A 16,898-nucleotide genomic window follows, 5' to 3' on the forward strand; every position below is an offset into this window, starting at 1 on the left:
TCATTTCTAACTATTGTAAAGTTTGGAATTACTTAAAATAAAACTATCCTGCACCATCCTGTTCTGGTTGTTGATTTATTATAAATTTTAGAATAAAAAAACGTATTGTATTTTTTTAATCTAAATTTTTTATGATGTTTATATCTTATTAATATTAGGATGGAATGAATATTGAACCTAAAAGATAGTTTTGTAGAATAACTATTTTTGAAATTGAATTAATTTAAAAATAATAGAAAAATCATGATCAAGAAAGGATTCTGACCAGAACGGATTTTAAGAATAGTGGTGTAAAAAAATGTAAATGAAATTAGTCTTTAAATAAGAAGCCAAGTCCCATTCTTTTTAGCATTTTCTTTTCGAAATTCCAAAAGAAACGGAATTGTCCAAAAAGAGTTCCGATAGCGACTAATAAAACTTGATAAACAGGAAGGATAATCAATAAACGAATAAGGGTAAACCAAACAGCGCCTAAATCTTCTTTGTGAATTCCAACCCAGTCACAGAAAGGTCTAGAAATCCATGCAGATGCCGATCCGGTGATGGCAAAAACAATTAGTATGATTATGGCTTGTAGGTTGGAAGTAATTCCCCAACGTTTTTTTAATTTGTCCATTATTTATTTATAACCATTACAAATATACTAACATTATCGTAATGGCACATAGCCAGCGAGCTTTTGTTTGTAAGTATTTTGAAAATAAATCATATAATTGTAAATTAAGTAATTCACTTCGTAACCGTAATGGATTTGGGGTTGATAATCAATCCTCATTTCGTATAAATTCGGACTGTATCGATTTGGCTGTAAAACCCTATTATTCCATTCTGTCACATATTGATAGTTTTTATTTTCGAGGAAAGCCAATGTGTGATAATTTCTCGGAAGAGCCATAGCGTTTAGCCAGTAATTAAACCCATTGTCAATAATGATAACTTCATATTCTAATGAGTCATTCGCAATTCTAACCGTGTCATTTGCTTTTTTATTTGAAACATTGTCATTGCCAGCAATATTTTGCGAAGCAGTAGAGCATGCAATTATTGTTAATAATATAATTAATATGGAAACGATTTTTTTCATGACTTAAATTTACGAAATTTTTTTTAAAGGGGCTAAGGTTCTAAGTATCTAAGGTTCTGAGTTTTTTTTACAAAAAAAGCCGTTTATATAAATAAACAGCTTTTTGTATTTCAAAAAAAATATTATGTTTTTAAATCTTAGTTCCTCAGAACCTTAGAATCTTAGAGTCTTTTTATTTGCTTCCAAACAATTTTCCAATAAATCCTGCAATTCCGCCTTTACTTTTTGTTACGACTAAAACATCTGCAACGTCGACTTTTCCGTCGTTGTTTTGGTCTAGTCCGAATTGCATTCCATATTTAGAAATAGTATCCATTATTCCAGAAGCTTGTCCGCTATTTCCGGAAATTGAATTTATGATGTCTGAAATTTGAAAACTACTATCATTAGGATCTTTGGCTTTATTAACTAAAGAACCTAAAATTTGTGGAATTAAATTAGATGCCACTCCGTTAGAATCGGCACTGCTTAAACCAAATTTTTGTCCAAGATTACCGCTTAATTGCTGTTGAATTTGCTGTACTACTGGATTTGAACTATCAATTGCAGAGCTTCCATTAAATAATCCTGCAATTTGATCCGTACCGCCTTCAGAGACGATTTTTTTTAATCCTTCAAAAATAGAATTGCTGGTTTCGCCAATTACAGCTTCATTATGTTCGTTTGGGACTGCACTATTGTTTACAACAGCATCTCCTCCGTATTGTTGTACTAATTGGGTTAATTGTTCAAACATGATATTAAGGATTTAGATTAGAACTCAAATTTAAACAAAAAAAGAAAGGGATTTATTAAACAATGTTAATAAATCCCTTGCAAGTAATTTAATTATAGTTAATTAGCTTAACAAAGTAATGATTTGTGATGCTAATTCAGTACCAATTCTATCTTGTGCTTCTCCAGTTGCAGCTCCGATGTGTGGAGTCAATGAAATTTTAGAATGCATTAAGATTGCCATTTCTGGTTTTGGTTCGCTTTCGAAAACGTCTAAACCTGCAAAAGCAACTTTTCCTGAATCTAAAGCTTTTACTAGCGCCACTTCATCAATAACGCCACCACGAGCACAGTTTACGATTCCTACACCATTTTTCATGATTTCAAGTTCTTTTTCTCCAATGATATAACCATCTTGTGCAGGAACGTGTAATGTAATGAAATCAGCTTCTTTGAATAAAGATTCTAAAGATTGAGAAACGATTTTAGTTGTGATTGATTGTCCGTCGAAAAATTCAACTTTTACATCAACTTCTGGAATAAAACTATCAGCAGCGATAACTTTCATTCCTAAACCAAGAGCCATTTTTGCAGTAGCTTGTCCGATACGACCAATACCAACAATACCTAAAGTTTTTCCTCTTAATTCAGTTCCGTTAGCGTATGCTTTTTTCAAACCGTCGAAGTTTGAATCTCCTTCAAGAGGCATGTTTCTGTTAGAATCATGTAAAAAACGAACACCAGAAAATAAGTGTCCGAAAACTAATTCAGCAACAGATTCTGAAGATGAAGCAGGAGTGTTGATTACATGAATTCCTTTGCTTTTTGCGTAATCAACATCGATATTATCCATACCAACACCACCACGTCCGATGATTTTGATTCCAGGACAAGCATCGATAATGTCTTTACGCACTTTAGTTGCGCTACGAACTAAAATTACGTCAATGTTGTTTTCGTTTATATAGTTAGCTACTTGTTCTTGAGCTACTTTTGTAGTGATAACTTCAAATCCGCCTTTTTCTAAGGCTAGAATTCCACTTTTAGAAATTCCGTCATTTGCTAATACTTTCATTGTATTTATTTTGTTTATTTGGTTAATCGTTTAATTGTTTAATCGATACACCAATTTTAATTTTTTCTTTTTTTGTACTGAAAACTGTTACTGCGACTGAAAACTAAACTTTAGTTTCAAGTGCTTTCATTACATCAACTAAAACCTGAACGCTTTCAATTGGCATAGCGTTGTAGATAGAAGCTCTGTAACCACCAACAGAACGGTGTCCAGGTAATCCTGAAATTCCAGCTTCTTTCCATAAAGCGTCAAATGTTGCTGTATGATCAGGGTTTGTCAACAAGAAAGTTACGTTCATGTTAGAGCGATCTTCTACGTTTGCAGCACCTTTAAATAATGGATTTCTGTCGATTTCAGCGTATAACAATTCTGCTTTAGCGTTGTTTAATTTTTCAACAGCAGCGATTCCACCTTTCTCTTTAATCCATTGTAAAGTTAAAAGAGAAACGTAAACAGCAAATACAGATGGAGTATTGTACATACTTTCTGCTTTGATATGTTTAGCGTAATCTAACATGCTAGGAATAGTTCTTCCGTTTTTGCCTAAGATTTCTTCTTTAACTACAACTAAAGTTGTTCCTGCTGGTCCCATATTTTTTTGAGCACCTGCATAGATTAAGTCGAATTTAGAGAAATCTAATTCGCGTGAAAAAATATCAGAACTCATATCGCAAACAACTGGAATGTTAGTTGCTGGGAATTCTTTCATTTGAGTTCCAAAAATGGTATTGTTACTTGTACAGTGAAAATAATCAGCATCAGCTGGAATTTCGTAACCTTTTGGAATATGAGTATAATTGTCTTCTTTTGAAGAAGCTACAACGATAGTTTCTCCGAAAAGTTTAGCTTCTTTGATCGCTGCGGTTGCCCACGTTCCTGAATCTAAATAAGCTGCTTTTCCGTTTTCTTTTAATAAATTGTATGGTGCCATTAAAAATGCTGTACTTGCACCACCTTGTAAAAATAAAGCCTGATAACCTTTTCCTTGAAGTCCTAATAATTCTAAAGCAAGGGAGCGAGCTTCTTCCATTACCGCAACAAAATCTTTACTTCTGTGCGAGATTTCAAGAATAGATAATCCTGAATCATTAAAATTTAAAACTGCTTTTGATGCCTTCTCAAAAACTTCCTGAGGTAAAATACTTGGTCCTGCGCTGTAGTTGTGTTTTTTCATGGTTGTTGTTAATAGTCGAAAATTTTAAAGACGCAAATTTCGGCAATAAGAGCCGAAAAAGCGTTAAAATATTCGAAATAATTAAACAATTTATTACTTTGTTGTTAACAAAAACGTTATAGTATCGACATTATCTGCGTAATCCCACAATTGCGGTTTTTGAGTTTCTCCGAATGCAATGCTATTTGGTGTCAAATTACTGCTTACAATACACTGAATTTGTTCTGAATCGTTTTTTAGTCGTTCTTTAAGTTCTTCAAGGTTTTCGTAGTATTCATAAAAAACGCTCGAAATAGGAGAGGCGTAGCTTGAATCTTCTTTTATGGTTAAAAAACCGTTGTCAAGCAACTTAAAATTACTCATTAAAAATACGGCCTTATTGTAATCATAATTGTTGGCATATTTTTCATAATGAATAACGTCTTGATATTTAAACATAGCTTGAAAAAAAGCATCAAAAGAATAGTCTTTAGGAACATAAAGTTTAGAAACATTTCGGCATCCTAAACCAAAATATCTGAAAATATCTTCACCTAAATTTTCTAATTCTTGAGTAGTTTCTATTCCTGTCAAAACTGCAGTAGAATTTCTGTTTTTGCGAATAATTGAAGGTTTGTCTTTAAAGTAATATTCAAAATAGCGAGCTGTATTATTGCTTCCTGTTGCAATTACTGCGTCAAAATTTTCTAGTTTTCCATCAACGAAAGTGATTTTATCTTTAAAGTTTTCATCAACAGCAATTAAATATTTGGCCAAAAATGGCAATAAATGCTGATCATTTGAAGACGTTTTGATTAAAGCTTTGTAACCCGTTATTAAAACAGACAGAAAATCATGAAAACCTACTAAAGGAATATTTCCAGCTAAAATTAAAGCAACTGTTTTAGAATTATCGTTATTTTCATCAATTGTATAAACAGAAAGCCATTTGTTAATGTTCTCTTCTGTTAAAGCTTCTGCCCAAGATTGTATCGAAAAATAAACCTGTTCGGGCGTATACCATCCATTATGTGATTGCGATAAATGTATCAGATTTTCGAAATCATCAAAAAAGATATCATTATATAAGACGTCAGATTTTCTTGCAGAAGCTCCTTCTGAAAATTGACTTAAAAATTTTCCTAATTCAACAAAAACACTTTTTTTTGTTTCTAATGTCATAATGTTTGCTTATGAATTGTTTTGATTGTAATTTTGCACAAAAATAAGCATAATTAAGTCGAAAGACAAAAGTCCAAAGTCGAAAGTCCAAAGTTGAAAAGACTTTAAAAACTTTTACTTTAATACTTTCAAACTTTATGGCTTTAGACTTTATGATTTTTAAACTTTAAGACTAAAAAACGATGGCAATTATTATAACTGACGAATGTATCAATTGTGGGGCTTGCGAACCAGAGTGCCCAAATACAGCAATATATGAAGGAGCGGATGATTGGAGATATAAAGACGGAACAAGTCTTTCTGGAACAATAGTTTTACCTGACGGAACTGAAGTGGATGCAGATGATGCGCAAACTCCAATTTCTGATGAGATCTATTATATTGTACCAGGAAAATGTACAGAATGTAAAGGTTTCCATGATGAACCTCAATGTGCTGCTGTTTGTCCGGTTGACTGTTGTGTGCCAGACGATAATCACGTTGAAGATGAAGAAACTTTATTAGAAAGACAATCTTTCCTACACGGAGAGTAAGTATTTCTGATATTTTAAATATAATCCTGAGTCAAAAGCTCAGGATTTTTTTTTACCCTGATATCAGGTATTTACAAAGGTTAATTTGTTGATAACGAATGTTTTGTTTTTTGACTATTGCTTTATTGTTAAAAAAATAATACTTTAGTTAAAAAAATAACAATGCTTATGAAGAAATTGCTACTTCTATTTGTGGTTTTATTTAGCTATGTAAGTGTTTTGGCACAAAGTGAGGAGTATTCTATTATTGTTAAGGATATAGAAACTTTGGAGCCAATACAAAATGCTACGGTTAAAATAATGAAAACCCAACAGATTTTATTAAGCAATGAAGATGGAAAAGTTACTTTTATGCTAACTGGAGGATCTAATGTTCAGGTTTCTGAAACTGATTATGAAGATTTGACTGTACGCTGGACTTCTTTAAATGGAGAACAAAAATTTGTTATTTATTTAAAGAGTAAAAAAAACAAATTAGATGAAGTAGTATTATCTAAAGAATCTCCAGAAAAAATACTGCAGAAATTGGTAAACAATTCTAGAAAGAAAATTAGTGTTTCTCATAGACAGAAAGTATATGTTAGAGAATTTTTTATGCTCGACAATCAGTATACCTATTATAATGATGGATTGGTAAATTTTCAGTTTGATAAAAATAATAAAGCGACCACTTTATTGGTTGAGCAAAATAGATCCTACGGATTATTGGAAGCTGATGTAAGTGCTGATTTAAAAGGATATAATTTGAATGATATAATGGAAAATTATTCAAATTTTAAATATTTAGAGCCTTTATTAAATCCAAAATCCAAAAAGGAATATGATTTTACTACCAAAGGACATTCAAAAAATAAAGATTATTATGTAATGTCTGTTGTTCCTTTGGATAAATCGAAAGAAGCAATCGACAATTTTGAAATTATTTACGATCCTATAAAAAAGATTATTTTAGAATATACGATTTCGGTAACTCCAGCTAGTTTGGATAAAATAGAGGAGAAAACGAACGTAGGAGATAAAAATATTACGAAATCCTTTGTAAATGTAAATTACCGATTAGACGGAGATGATTATTACATTTTAAACTCTAATGAGGAAATTGGGTATACAGTTATAGAAAAGGAAAAGTCGAAAAATATTCAGGTTAGAAATAGTTTTGTGACAACAGGTTTCAATAAGCAGAATTTTACTTATAAGGAAAGCGATGTTTTTAAAGAAAAATCACTTTTCAATAAAAAGAACAAAATTTTGACCAATTATTGGGATATTTCTGGTTTTACCGCTACAGATGAAGAAAAAGCCATTATTGCCTCTTTAGAATTTAAATTGTAATTAAATATAAATAGAAAAAAAATCCTGAACGATTACGTTCAGGATTTTTTTTGGTTCTAAATTACTTAACTATCACATATCCCAATATTTTTTTATTAAGACCGACGGCATCTCTATTGATTATTGAAAATTCCTGATGATATGCTATTTCTCTATATTGACGCCATAATTTTGCGTCCATAGTTTCATAACTATAAAGTGGAGTTGTTCCAGGTTGCTGTGTTGGGTACAAATATCCTTCAATTCTGTTTGATGATGGAGATGTACTTGTATAATAATTATAATCACTTATATTAGTTTTGTAGATTCGATATAAAGGCACAGTGCCTGGGAGTGCGCTGGAATATAAATAGCAAATATCTCCATTAAAATTAAATTGGCCATCTCCGCTACCTTTTTCACAAGGATCTGTTGTATATAGATTACTGATTCCTTTGGTATATCTATATAGTTTTTTTGTATTAAGACCAAGTGGATATAATGTACTTATGGCAATATTATCATAAGGACTAAAATTGATCCAATTACTAACTACAGCATTCATTACAGAATTAGGATCAGATGTTGGAGTGCATGGAATTAATTCAGATGAAGTTGAATTGTCGGTATGGGTAAAGCCAAAATTGTGTCCCATCTCATGTGTAATTGCGAATGTTTTTTGTGTTGCCGATAAAGAATTATAGTAAGTATTGATAGTTATACTGTTCCCTGAATTACCGTTCGCATCGGGGAAATTTGCAAAAGCTATTACACTAGTGGCAGAATCAAAGTAAATTTGAATATTTATACTAGTGGGAGTAGGTGAATTTACTGAACTTACTGTGATATTAGAATTTATATTGTTCCAGTTAATAATAGCTTGATTTATTGCAGTTTTCCAATCGTTTGGCACATCTGGAGAAACATAAATTTGAATTGTAGAGGAATAGCCAGGTGTCATTGTAAATGGCGATTTTCTTTGTGCGGTTTTTCCAGTGTTGTTTGAATTTGAGTTTGTATAATGTTCGCGGGCATCTTTTAATGATATAAAAGCGTCTCCGTCAATAACAAAATTATTCTTTGCTTTTTGAAAAGAGATTTTACTAAGTTCTATGTTTAATGATTTAGAGATAAAGTTGCTTAAAGTTGCAACTTCATTTGGGTCTGTAACTGAAGCTGCCGTTGAGTTACTTTTTGTTTTCTCTTCGTCGCTACATTGAATAAATGTCAGAGCGCTAAAAACGAGAATGAATTTAAATAATCGTGTAAAATTTTTCATAAATTTGTTTTTTTATTTAAGGTTATTCTTAATAAAGATATTAATTTTTTATTGTATGTAAAAAAAAGTTTACTTATTTACCTAATTGATATAAAAAAACCTGAACGATTAAGTTCAGGTTTTTTTGTTTTTTTTGTCAGGCTGAGATATCCCGAAACTTCGGAGAAGCCCAATATTTTTAGAAATTAAATCCAAGTCTTGCGTAGTAATATGCGCCGTTGAATCCCATTTGTACGGCATCCCAATAACCACCAGCTTCAACCCAGTCATCTTGCTGATCAGGATAGATGTTTAATAAGTTATTGGCACCAAGAGTTATTTTGGTTGATTTAGAAAGCTTGAAGCCTAAAGTTAAATCAGTTACAATTTTAGCGCCGTAAGTGTCTGTAGCAGCTTGTTTCTGAATTGCATATAATTCTGCATCTGTTTGTGATGGAGAAGTTCTAAAATCTTCAGGAGTTAAATCACTCATTTGATAATCTAATAATTTGACTTCGCTAAATCTTGTGAAAGATAATCCAGCGTCAAACCATTTTCTAGCATAATTTAGATTTAAGCCAAATTTATTCGCTGGAGCAGAAGCTAATAAAAAAGCTCTGTCGCGTTCTCCAAAGAATGTTTTTTCATCTAAATCGCCATTTTTTATTTTATCAATTTTCATATGATTAATGTTTCCAACAAGAGTTGCTTCAAATCTATTGCTGTCAAAAGTTTTTTTCCAAGCCAAAACGATGTCAAGTCCTGTTGTTTTTGTGTCTACTCCATTTACGAAAAACTGTGCTTTGTCTACATTCATTCCTAAAGCAGTCGCGTCAAAATAACCAGTTAACACAATTCTGTCTTTTACATTAATTAAATAACCGTCTACGGTTGCTGTAAAATCTCCAAGAGAAGCGGTAAAACCAAGAGAAGCATTTACAGCTTTTTCTTCATTTAATTTATTAATTCCAAAAGCTCTTGTCACTGGACTATCATTTGAAGCAAGCAAAACTTCTGTTGCACCGCCAGAACTGAAGTTTGTAAAACGTAAATTATAATAAATCTGTGCTAAAGAAGGTGCGCGAAACCCTGTACTTACAGAACCTCTTAAATTAATTTTGTCTGTTAATTTAAGTCTCGAAGCAAACTTACCATTCAAAGTACTTCCGAAGTCATTGTAATTTTCATAACGAACAGCACCGCTTACCATCCATGTTTCTGTAACATCTAATTCTGCGTCGGTATATAAAGAGAAGTTGGTACGGCTTTTATTTACTTCGTTTGCAGGGCTGTATCCAGGAAAACCTTGTGATCCTCCAGGTCTTGGCTCGCCAGAAATTGGATCAATTGGCGCGCTTTGTGTTGTTGGATCAGTAATTGGCACGCCATTAGTGTCGTAAGTTGCATAAGAACCTACTTCTCCAGCAAAAATTTCAAATTGTTCTACTCTAAATTCAGTTCCAAATGCAATGTTTAGTCCGCCAAGGATATCTCCATAATTTTTAGAAACATCTAAATTAGTTGTGTTTTGAAGTAAGCTGTGACCTCCAGCATCAAATTCTGTTGGAGAATTTTCTTCAAGCGAAGCATTTAAAGTCCCTTTGATATTATAATGAAATTTATTTTTACCTAAAGTATTGCTAAAATCCCATTTCCATCCTCCTGAAGTTTCTGTTCTAATTCCGGCAGCAATTGAATTATCATTAATTTTTGATGTAATTCTTGGTGTAAACCCGCCTGGATATATCGCTTCTACAACTCTTTCGCCGTCATTTCTGGTAAAGGCGTAAGCATCAGTATCTCTGAAATTACTTCCTCCAAAAGCATAAAATTGTGTTTTTTCTGAAATAGGAATAGCAAGATTGGCAAATAAATTCACACCTTGGATTTCTGCTTCCCCAAATCCTTTTCTAAAATCAAAACCAGGTCTTAAAGTTTTGTTTTTGTTTAAAAATTCTCCAGTAACATTTACATATCCACCTTTGGTTCCAATTTTAGTTCCATAATTGGCCGCAATTTTTACAGAGCCACCATCAAAATCTTGGTCTTTTCCAAATGAGTTACCATAACCATGTTGATCCAATCTGTAACCTTTTGTATTAGCTGTGCCTTCAGGAAAATCTCCTTTTGCATTTGTGTTAAATGCTCCATAAGTGACAGATCCTGTAAATTCATCTACACTATCATTTGTTACAATATTGATGACTCCAGCAATAGCATCAGAACCATATTGGGCTGCAGCACCATCACGAAGGATTTCAATTCTTTTAATAGAAGCTGCAGGAATAGCATTTAAATCGGTTCCAGTATTTCCGCGTCCGCGAGTACCAAATAAATTGATTAATGAAGATTGGTGTCTTCTTTTGCCGTTAATCAAAACCAAAGTTTGGTCTGGTCCCATACCTCTTAAAGAAGCAGGGTCAACGTGATCGGCTCCGTCTGAACCAGATTGTTTATTAGCATTAAAAGAAGGAGCAACATATTGCAATAATTGGTTGATTTCAATTTTTCCACTTTGAGTTGTAACATCTTTTACGTTGATTACATCAATTGGTACAGCAGAATTTACAACTGTTCTTTTTGAATTTCTAGAACCAACGACAACAACATCATTTAAAACCTGACCATCACTTTCATCTAAAACCACATCAATTTTATCTCCAGAAACGATTTTTTCTACAGAAGAAAATCCGACATAGCTAAAAATTAACGTTGCACCATCTTTTACTTTTATTCTGTAACTCCCCTCAAAATCAGTAGAAACTCCGTTTGATGTTCCTTTTTCGACAATATTAACACCTGGAAGCGGCGCTCCAGTTTTGTCTTTTACAAAACCCGAGACCTCTTTCTGGGCAAAAATAAATGCTGAACTCAGCAGAAATAGTAATAATGCAATCTTTTTCATGGTAATTGGTTTTTTGGTTTGTTTTTTATTGATTAGTTTTATAAAAGTAATGTTTTTTAACAAAAACTTAAGGAAATGTTTAAAAATTTTCCAGAACAGCTTTAAAATTATATTATTGAACATTTTTGCTTCGTGCAAGAGCTATTAAATCTTATATTTGCAAAATTTTAAAGCCAAAAAATAGTATTTTGGCAGAAATCGAAAAAACAGATAAATCATAATACATTAAATTACAGCATTTAGTGTTTTAGGTCTAAATAATAAAGGCCGAATAAAATAATATAGAAACAAACAGATGAAAGCAGGAATTGTAGGATTACCAAATGTTGGAAAATCAACATTATTTAATTGTTTATCTAATGCAAAAGCGCAAAGTGCAAACTTTCCTTTTTGTACAATCGAACCAAATATTGGTGTTGTAAACGTTCCAGATCCAAGAATTAATAAATTGGAAGAATTGGTAAAACCAGAGCGCGTTCAAATGGCAACTGTAGATATCGTTGATATTGCGGGTTTAGTAAAAGGAGCAAGTAAAGGTGAAGGTCTTGGAAACCAGTTTTTAGGAAACATTAGAGAGTGTAATGCTATTATTCACGTTTTGCGCTGTTTTGATAATGATAATATTGTTCACGTTGACGGAAACGTAAATCCAATTCGCGATAAAGAAACAATTGATATCGAATTGCAGTTAAAAGATTTAGAAACAATCGAAAAACGCTTAGAAAAAGTAAAACGTGCTGCAAAAACTGGAAATAAAGAAGCTCAAGCTGAAGAAGCTTTATTAAACAGAATTAGAGAAGCTCTTTTGCAGGCAAAATCTGCAAGAACAATTGTTCCTCAAAATCAAGACGAAGAAGTTTTATTGGAAAGTTTCCAATTAATTACGGCAAAACCAGTTTTGTACGTTTGCAACGTTGACGAAAGTTCTGCAGTAAGCGGAAATAAATATGTAGATCAAGTTCGTGAATTAGTGAAAGATGAAGATGCTGAAGTTATTGTACTTTCAGTAGGAGCAGAAGCTGATATTACAGAATTAGAAAGCTACGAAGAGCGTCAGGTTTTCTTAGAAGACATGGGATTAGAAGAGCCAGGAGCATCGGTTTTAATTCGTGCGGCTTACAAATTATTAAAGCAACAAACTTACTTTACAGCTGGTGTAAAAGAAGTTCGTGCTTGGACAATCAATATTGGAGCAACTGCACCACAAGCAGCTGGAGTTATCCATACTGATTTCGAAAAAGGATTTATCCGTGCTGAGGTAATTTCATATGATGATTACGTTCAATACGGTTCTGAAGCAAAAGCAAAAGAAGCTGGAAAATTCAGAGTTGAAGGAAAAGAATATGTTGTAAAAGATGGTGATGTAATGCACTTCCGTTTCAACGTTTAATTTTTTTTTCTGAGAGAAGAATAAGATTTTAGAAGAAAGAATAAAGACTAAACTGCTGGAGAGATTCAGCAGTTTTTTTTATGTTTAAAAACTTAAGACTTAGTGTTGTCAGGCTGAGCGAAGTCGAAGCCCACGCAAAGATTGTCGACTTTCTTTGCGGAGCTTCTAGCGTGTCCTTCGACTTCGCTCAGGATGACAATTGGGATAAAAAAAGAATGATGTAAATCTGAGCTTTCACGAAAGCGAATCGGTAAAATTTGTGTACTATTTTTAGTGTTATAATTTTTGGCTCAAAATTTGGTTACAGAAAAAATAACCAATTACTAATCTAAAATCAACCAATCAAAATGCTAAAAAGAACTTTCAAATTTCTAGGCTGGACACTGTTCGGAATCTTTAGTTTTATTGCTTTATATGTTACTGCCGTTTTAATAATTTCAAAAATCACAGTCAATTCAGATGTTGCTCAAGTTGAAGAGCAAAATGCAATTCCAATTTACATTCTTTCAAACGGCGTTCATACCGATATTGTCGTTCCAATCAAAAACGAAATTAAAGATTGGCGAAACGAAATTCAATTCAATCAAACCCAATCTAAAGATTCCTTAATGAATTATATCGCTTTTGGTTGGGGCGACAAAGGTTTTTATTTAGAAACGCCAGAATGGGCAGATTTGAAAGCAAGTACAGCTTTTAAAGCCGCTTTCGGAATTAGTTCTTCTGCCATGCATACGACGTTTTTCAAGCAATTGAGAGAAGGTGAGGATTGCAAACGCATTTTAATTTCAAAAGAAAACTATAAAAAATTAGTCAATTATATTTCAAATAGTTTTCGTAATCCTGTTCATCCAGAATGGATTGAAGGCCACAGCTATGGAAGAAAAGATGCTTTTTATGAAGCAAAGGGAAGTTACAGCCTTTTTTATACTTGTAATACTTGGGCAAATAGCGCTTTAAAAGCTGCGAATCAAAAAGCTAGCTTGTGGACGGTTTATGATAAAGGGATTTTTTGTCATTATAAATAAAGAGCTATGAAAAAAAGGTTTATAATATTTGTTGTAATAGCTGTAGTTAGTTCTTGCAAAAAAGCCGATGCGGAAGCCACTCCTTTAAATAGTTATACTTTTTATTTTGAGAATCCCCAACCAATTAATGATTCTGAGTTAAATAGTTTTCCTCCTAAATTTCAAGGACTATACAAGACAGCCGATTCTAATTTTTTAAGAATTACTGATGATAGAATCCTTAAAGAATATTATTTTAAATTAAAGGTTCACAGAAAAGAACTGGATTCTCAAAAATCTGAATATGATCTTGTTGATGGAAAGCTAATTACAAAAGATACAAAGGATAAATACGATGTGCTTAAAATAGGTGATTCAATAGAATTATCTCAAACAATCACAGACACATTATATAGATTATCATATAATCAAAAATTAAAACGTATTAGTGGACAGCTGGTTTTGAGTACTCGAGATTCTGTTTTTTGGGAAATGGAAGTAATTTCGTTAGAAAAAAATATCCTTAAATTCAAACATATTTTTCTGCAAGAAGACCTAAAACGATTAGATTCTGTTACCCAAACAAAAGGACAAATGTTAGACTCGCTTTCTTATTTGATAAAACCAACGAGAAAGGAATTTAAAAACATTTTGAAGATTAAAAATCTGGGTAAAGATCGCCTCTATACTAAAGTTTCTGAATAGATTAATAGTATATAAGATGGAAAAAATATAAAATATCATTAAAAAGAGAGAATTCATACGTTTTCATTATTGCGTAAATTTGAGAGAATATCAAAAAATCAGCAAATGAAAATCAAAAGTATACTTTCCAAAACATGGTTTCTTTTAAAAAATACTTTTTTAGAATTTAACGATGATAACGCCATTAAACTTAGTGCGGCATTAGCATATTATACCATATTTGCGTTGCCACCTTTATTAATTATTATCATTACGATTTGTGGAGTCTTTTTTGGAGAAGAAGCAGTAACAGGAGAATTGTACGGACAAATAAATGGTTTAGTTGGTAACGGCGCAGCTGGTCAAATTCAAGAAGCTATTAAAAATGTGCAATTGTCTGGAGATAATGTTTTTGCAACCGTATTTGGAGTTGTAATGCTGTTAATTGGGGCATCAGGAGTTTTTGCTGAAATACAAAGTTCAATCAATTTTATTTGGGGATTACGAGCAAAACCGGATAAAGGAATTAAGAAATTCATTCAAAACCGTTTGATGTCATTTTCTATGATTGCTTCGGTTGGTTTTTTAATGTTAGTCAGTTTATTTATTAGTACAACTTTAGATTTACTGAGTACACGTTTAAAAGTTTATTTTCCAGAAAGTACTGTTTATTTGTTTTATGTAATCAATATTATCATTGTGTTGGCGAGTATTAGTACTCTTTTTGCCATTATTTTTAGAACATTGCCAGATGGAAAAATAAGATGGAAAGATGCTTTTATAGGATCTGGAGTTACTGCAATCCTTTTTATGATTGGTAAATTTGCAATTGGTTTTTATTTAGGAAGTTCGACAGTTGCATCAGTTTACGGTGCGGCAGGTTCGGTAATTATTATTTTGGTTTGGGTTTATTATTCGGCAATAATTCTGTATTTTGGAGCAGAATTTACGAAGGTCTATGCAAAATCTTATGGAGGAAAAATATATCCTAACGAATATTCAGTAGAAATTGCAAAAGAGATTTACGAAATTGATACACCAAGAAAAGAACCAATTGAAGAAAAATTATTAAACGAAAAACCATGAAAATAGTAGCCTTTGGAGGAAGTAACAGCAAGCAGTCTATCAATAAACATTTAGCAACTTATGCGTCTAGTCTTTTCGAAAATGCAGATGTAGAGGTTTTGGATCTAAATGATTTTGCAATGCCAGTATTTAGTGTTGATTTAGAAAAAGAAATTGGACAGCATGAAGTAGCAAAAGCATTTCTAAATAAACTTAAAGAGGCAGATGTTTTGGTTGTTTCAATGGCAGAAAATAATGGGAATTATTCTGTAGCTTTCAAAAATGTTTTCGATTGGAGTTCTCGAATTGAAAAAGATGTTTTTCAGCATAAACCAATGCTTCTTTTAGCAACTTCACCAGGTGGAAGAGGAGGTGCATCTGTTTTAGGAATTGCTCAAAATCTTTTTCCGCGTTATGGTGCAGAAATTAAAGGAAGTTTCTCATTACCAGCATTTGGCTCGAATTTTGATTTACAAGATAATAAAATATCTAACCCTGAGTTAGATAAAGAACTTAAAGATATTATCAAATCAAATTTTTAAATGCCACAAAAAAAGATTTCATTTTTATTCTTTTTACTACATATTGTTTTTTTCAATTTTGCTTTCTCCCAAAAGATTAGCGAAGTTGACAAGATTGTAGCTAAATATCCTAAAAGCTTTAATTCAACTGAAAAACTGGCTGAAAGAATCGAAAAAGATTTTGATTCGGATGCCGAACGCGCCCGTGCGATTTACAGCTGGATTGCTTTTAATGTAAAATACGATTACAATGTATATTTGAATTCGCCAAAAGCGCAAGGGTTTAGTTATTCTTCTGAAGCTGAAAAACAAAGGAAATTAAAACAGATAAATGATAATTTAATTCAGAAAACTTTTAAAACTCAAAAAGGGGTTTGTGAAGGTTTTACGGCTTTGTATCAATATTTAGCTGAGTTGGTCGGATTGAAATGTGAAATAATTCGTGGCGATTCTAAAGTTTCCTTAAGAGATATTGGGCGCAAAACTACTTCATCCAATCATGCATGGAATATAGTTTTAATTGATAAAAAATGGCGTCTAATTGATGTAACTTGGGGACAAGGCTATTATGACAGCAGTAAAGGAAGAATGGTAAATGATTACAATCCAGTTTATTTTGATACTGATCCCGATTATTTCTTTGCCAAACATTTTCCAGACTCTGGAACTTTTTTAGGAAGCCGTTTAAGTAAAGAAGACTTTTTAAATGGTCCTTTAATTTACAATACGACAATTGAAAAGGATTACAGAATCAAAACTCCTGATTCTGGTATAATTCAAGCTAAAAACGGAGACAAAATCACAGTCGAAATTAAAAATGTTTCCAAATCCAATCAGGTTTTTTATTTAAATAAAAAGAACCAAGCTGTAAAAGTGCTAAATCCAAAAGAAAAACGTGGAGGTTTAGAATTTCAAATTCTTATAGATAATAATATTGGTGATTATGTCACTATATTTATAGATACAAACAGTATTGTTTCGTTTAAAATTGTTTCGAAATAAGATTTTTTCAGCCTAAA

The 16,898-nt window shown here is 32.2% G+C and carries 16 protein-coding genes; 8 read left to right on the top strand and 8 right to left on the bottom strand.

Annotation, left to right across the window (positions count from 1 at the left end):
* Positions 1–310 precede the first annotated feature (310 nt).
* From HNP35_RS16145 to HNP35_RS16170, 6 genes are all read right to left on the bottom strand, one after another.
* Complete coding sequence (locus tag HNP35_RS16145; protein ID WP_184164351.1) at positions 311–616, bottom strand: DUF6787 family protein; 306 nt, start codon at positions 614–616, stop codon at positions 311–313.
* Positions 617–649: 33 nt separating this feature from the next.
* A complete protein-coding gene (locus HNP35_RS16150; protein ID WP_184164354.1) occupies positions 650–1,084 on the bottom strand; it encodes a DUF6146 family protein in 435 nt (144 codons plus the stop codon).
* 172 nt (positions 1,085–1,256) lie between these two features.
* A complete protein-coding gene (locus tag HNP35_RS16155; protein ID WP_184164356.1) occupies positions 1,257–1,820 on the bottom strand; it encodes a DUF937 domain-containing protein in 564 nt (187 codons plus the stop codon).
* Between the two features lie 102 nt (positions 1,821–1,922).
* Entirely contained in the window at positions 1,923–2,873 is a 951-nt protein-coding gene (locus tag HNP35_RS16160) for a D-2-hydroxyacid dehydrogenase (RefSeq protein ID WP_184164359.1), read from the bottom strand.
* Between the two features lie 103 nt (positions 2,874–2,976).
* On the bottom strand, positions 2,977–4,047 hold the full coding sequence (serC, locus tag HNP35_RS16165) for a 3-phosphoserine/phosphohydroxythreonine transaminase (RefSeq protein ID WP_184164362.1): 1,071 nt from the start codon (positions 4,045–4,047) through the stop codon (positions 2,977–2,979).
* A 93-nt stretch (positions 4,048–4,140) separates the two neighbouring features.
* Positions 4,141–5,208, bottom strand: a complete 1,068-nt coding sequence (locus tag HNP35_RS16170) for an acyl-CoA reductase (protein WP_184164365.1) — start codon at positions 5,206–5,208, stop codon at positions 4,141–4,143.
* A gap of 182 nt (positions 5,209–5,390) precedes the next feature.
* Here HNP35_RS16170 and HNP35_RS16175 point away from each other — a divergent pair, with 182 nt between their 5' ends.
* Both HNP35_RS16175 and HNP35_RS16180 read left to right on the top strand, forming a co-directional pair.
* Complete coding sequence (locus tag HNP35_RS16175; RefSeq protein ID WP_184164368.1) at positions 5,391–5,741, top strand: 4Fe-4S dicluster domain-containing protein; 351 nt, start codon at positions 5,391–5,393, stop codon at positions 5,739–5,741.
* Between the two features lie 168 nt (positions 5,742–5,909).
* On the top strand, positions 5,910–7,073 hold the full coding sequence (locus HNP35_RS16180; protein ID WP_184164371.1) for a hypothetical protein: 1,164 nt from the start codon (positions 5,910–5,912) through the stop codon (positions 7,071–7,073).
* Between the two features lie 61 nt (positions 7,074–7,134).
* Here HNP35_RS16180 and HNP35_RS16185 read toward each other — a convergent pair whose 3' ends face one another.
* Both HNP35_RS16185 and HNP35_RS16190 read right to left on the bottom strand, forming a co-directional pair.
* Complete coding sequence (locus tag HNP35_RS16185) at positions 7,135–8,331, bottom strand: M57 family metalloprotease (protein WP_184164373.1); 1,197 nt, start codon at positions 8,329–8,331, stop codon at positions 7,135–7,137.
* Positions 8,332–8,509: 178 nt separating this feature from the next.
* Positions 8,510–11,215, bottom strand: coding sequence for a TonB-dependent receptor (locus HNP35_RS16190; RefSeq protein WP_184164376.1), 2,706 nt, complete (start codon positions 11,213–11,215; stop codon positions 8,510–8,512).
* Between the two features lie 295 nt (positions 11,216–11,510).
* Between HNP35_RS16190 and ychF the strand changes: the two genes are divergently transcribed.
* The 6 genes from ychF to HNP35_RS16220 all read left to right on the top strand — a co-directional run bounded on the left by ychF (position 11,511) and on the right by HNP35_RS16220 (position 16,881).
* Positions 11,511–12,605: a redox-regulated ATPase YchF gene (ychF, locus tag HNP35_RS16195; protein WP_184164379.1), complete on the top strand. Its 1,095-nt coding sequence runs from the start codon at positions 11,511–11,513 to the stop codon at positions 12,603–12,605.
* A 347-nt stretch (positions 12,606–12,952) separates the two neighbouring features.
* Complete coding sequence (locus tag HNP35_RS16200) at positions 12,953–13,630, top strand: TIGR02117 family protein (RefSeq protein ID WP_184164382.1); 678 nt, start codon at positions 12,953–12,955, stop codon at positions 13,628–13,630.
* 6 nt (positions 13,631–13,636) lie between these two features.
* On the top strand, positions 13,637–14,314 hold the full coding sequence (locus HNP35_RS16205; protein WP_184164384.1) for a hypothetical protein: 678 nt from the start codon (positions 13,637–13,639) through the stop codon (positions 14,312–14,314).
* Positions 14,315–14,419: 105 nt separating this feature from the next.
* A complete protein-coding gene (locus HNP35_RS16210; RefSeq protein WP_184164387.1) occupies positions 14,420–15,379 on the top strand; it encodes a YihY/virulence factor BrkB family protein in 960 nt (319 codons plus the stop codon).
* Positions 15,376–15,900: an NADPH-dependent FMN reductase gene (locus HNP35_RS16215; RefSeq protein ID WP_184164390.1), complete on the top strand. Its 525-nt coding sequence runs from the start codon at positions 15,376–15,378 to the stop codon at positions 15,898–15,900. The genes HNP35_RS16210 and HNP35_RS16215 overlap by 4 nt, the downstream gene beginning before the upstream one ends.
* Entirely contained in the window at positions 15,901–16,881 is a 981-nt protein-coding gene (locus HNP35_RS16220; protein ID WP_184164393.1) for a transglutaminase domain-containing protein, read from the top strand.
* The last annotated feature ends 17 nt before the right edge of the window (positions 16,882–16,898 follow it).

This window comes from Flavobacterium notoginsengisoli (assembly GCF_014207905.1).
In the GTDB taxonomy this organism is placed as follows: Bacteria; Bacteroidota; Bacteroidia; order Flavobacteriales; family Flavobacteriaceae; genus Flavobacterium; species Flavobacterium notoginsengisoli_A.

Excerpts from the sequence above, each read along its gene's own strand:
- HNP35_RS16205 (WP_184164384.1), top strand. The coding sequence starts at position 13,637 with ATGAAAAAAAGGTTTATAATATTTGTTGTAATAGCTGTAGTTAGTTCT.
- HNP35_RS16180 (WP_184164371.1), top strand. The coding sequence starts at position 5,910 with ATGAAGAAATTGCTACTTCTATTTGTGGTTTTATTTAGCTATGTAAGT.
- HNP35_RS16190 (WP_184164376.1), bottom strand. The coding sequence starts at position 11,215 with ATGAAAAAGATTGCATTATTACTATTTCTGCTGAGTTCAGCATTTATT.
- HNP35_RS16200 (WP_184164382.1), top strand. The coding sequence starts at position 12,953 with ATGCTAAAAAGAACTTTCAAATTTCTAGGCTGGACACTGTTCGGAATC.
- ychF (WP_184164379.1), top strand. The coding sequence starts at position 11,511 with ATGAAAGCAGGAATTGTAGGATTACCAAATGTTGGAAAATCAACATTA.
- serC (WP_184164362.1), bottom strand. The coding sequence starts at position 4,047 with ATGAAAAAACACAACTACAGCGCAGGACCAAGTATTTTACCTCAGGAA.
- HNP35_RS16160 (WP_184164359.1), bottom strand. The coding sequence starts at position 2,873 with ATGAAAGTATTAGCAAATGACGGAATTTCTAAAAGTGGAATTCTAGCC.
- HNP35_RS16155 (WP_184164356.1), bottom strand. The coding sequence starts at position 1,820 with ATGTTTGAACAATTAACCCAATTAGTACAACAATACGGAGGAGATGCT.
- HNP35_RS16215 (WP_184164390.1), top strand. The coding sequence starts at position 15,376 with ATGAAAATAGTAGCCTTTGGAGGAAGTAACAGCAAGCAGTCTATCAAT.
- HNP35_RS16185 (WP_184164373.1), bottom strand. The coding sequence starts at position 8,331 with ATGAAAAATTTTACACGATTATTTAAATTCATTCTCGTTTTTAGCGCT.
- HNP35_RS16170 (WP_184164365.1), bottom strand. The coding sequence starts at position 5,208 with ATGACATTAGAAACAAAAAAAAGTGTTTTTGTTGAATTAGGAAAATTT.
- HNP35_RS16145 (WP_184164351.1), bottom strand. The coding sequence starts at position 616 with ATGGACAAATTAAAAAAACGTTGGGGAATTACTTCCAACCTACAAGCC.
- HNP35_RS16220 (WP_184164393.1), top strand. The coding sequence starts at position 15,901 with ATGCCACAAAAAAAGATTTCATTTTTATTCTTTTTACTACATATTGTT.
- HNP35_RS16210 (WP_184164387.1), top strand. The coding sequence starts at position 14,420 with ATGAAAATCAAAAGTATACTTTCCAAAACATGGTTTCTTTTAAAAAAT.
- HNP35_RS16150 (WP_184164354.1), bottom strand. The coding sequence starts at position 1,084 with ATGAAAAAAATCGTTTCCATATTAATTATATTATTAACAATAATTGCA.
- HNP35_RS16175 (WP_184164368.1), top strand. The coding sequence starts at position 5,391 with ATGGCAATTATTATAACTGACGAATGTATCAATTGTGGGGCTTGCGAA.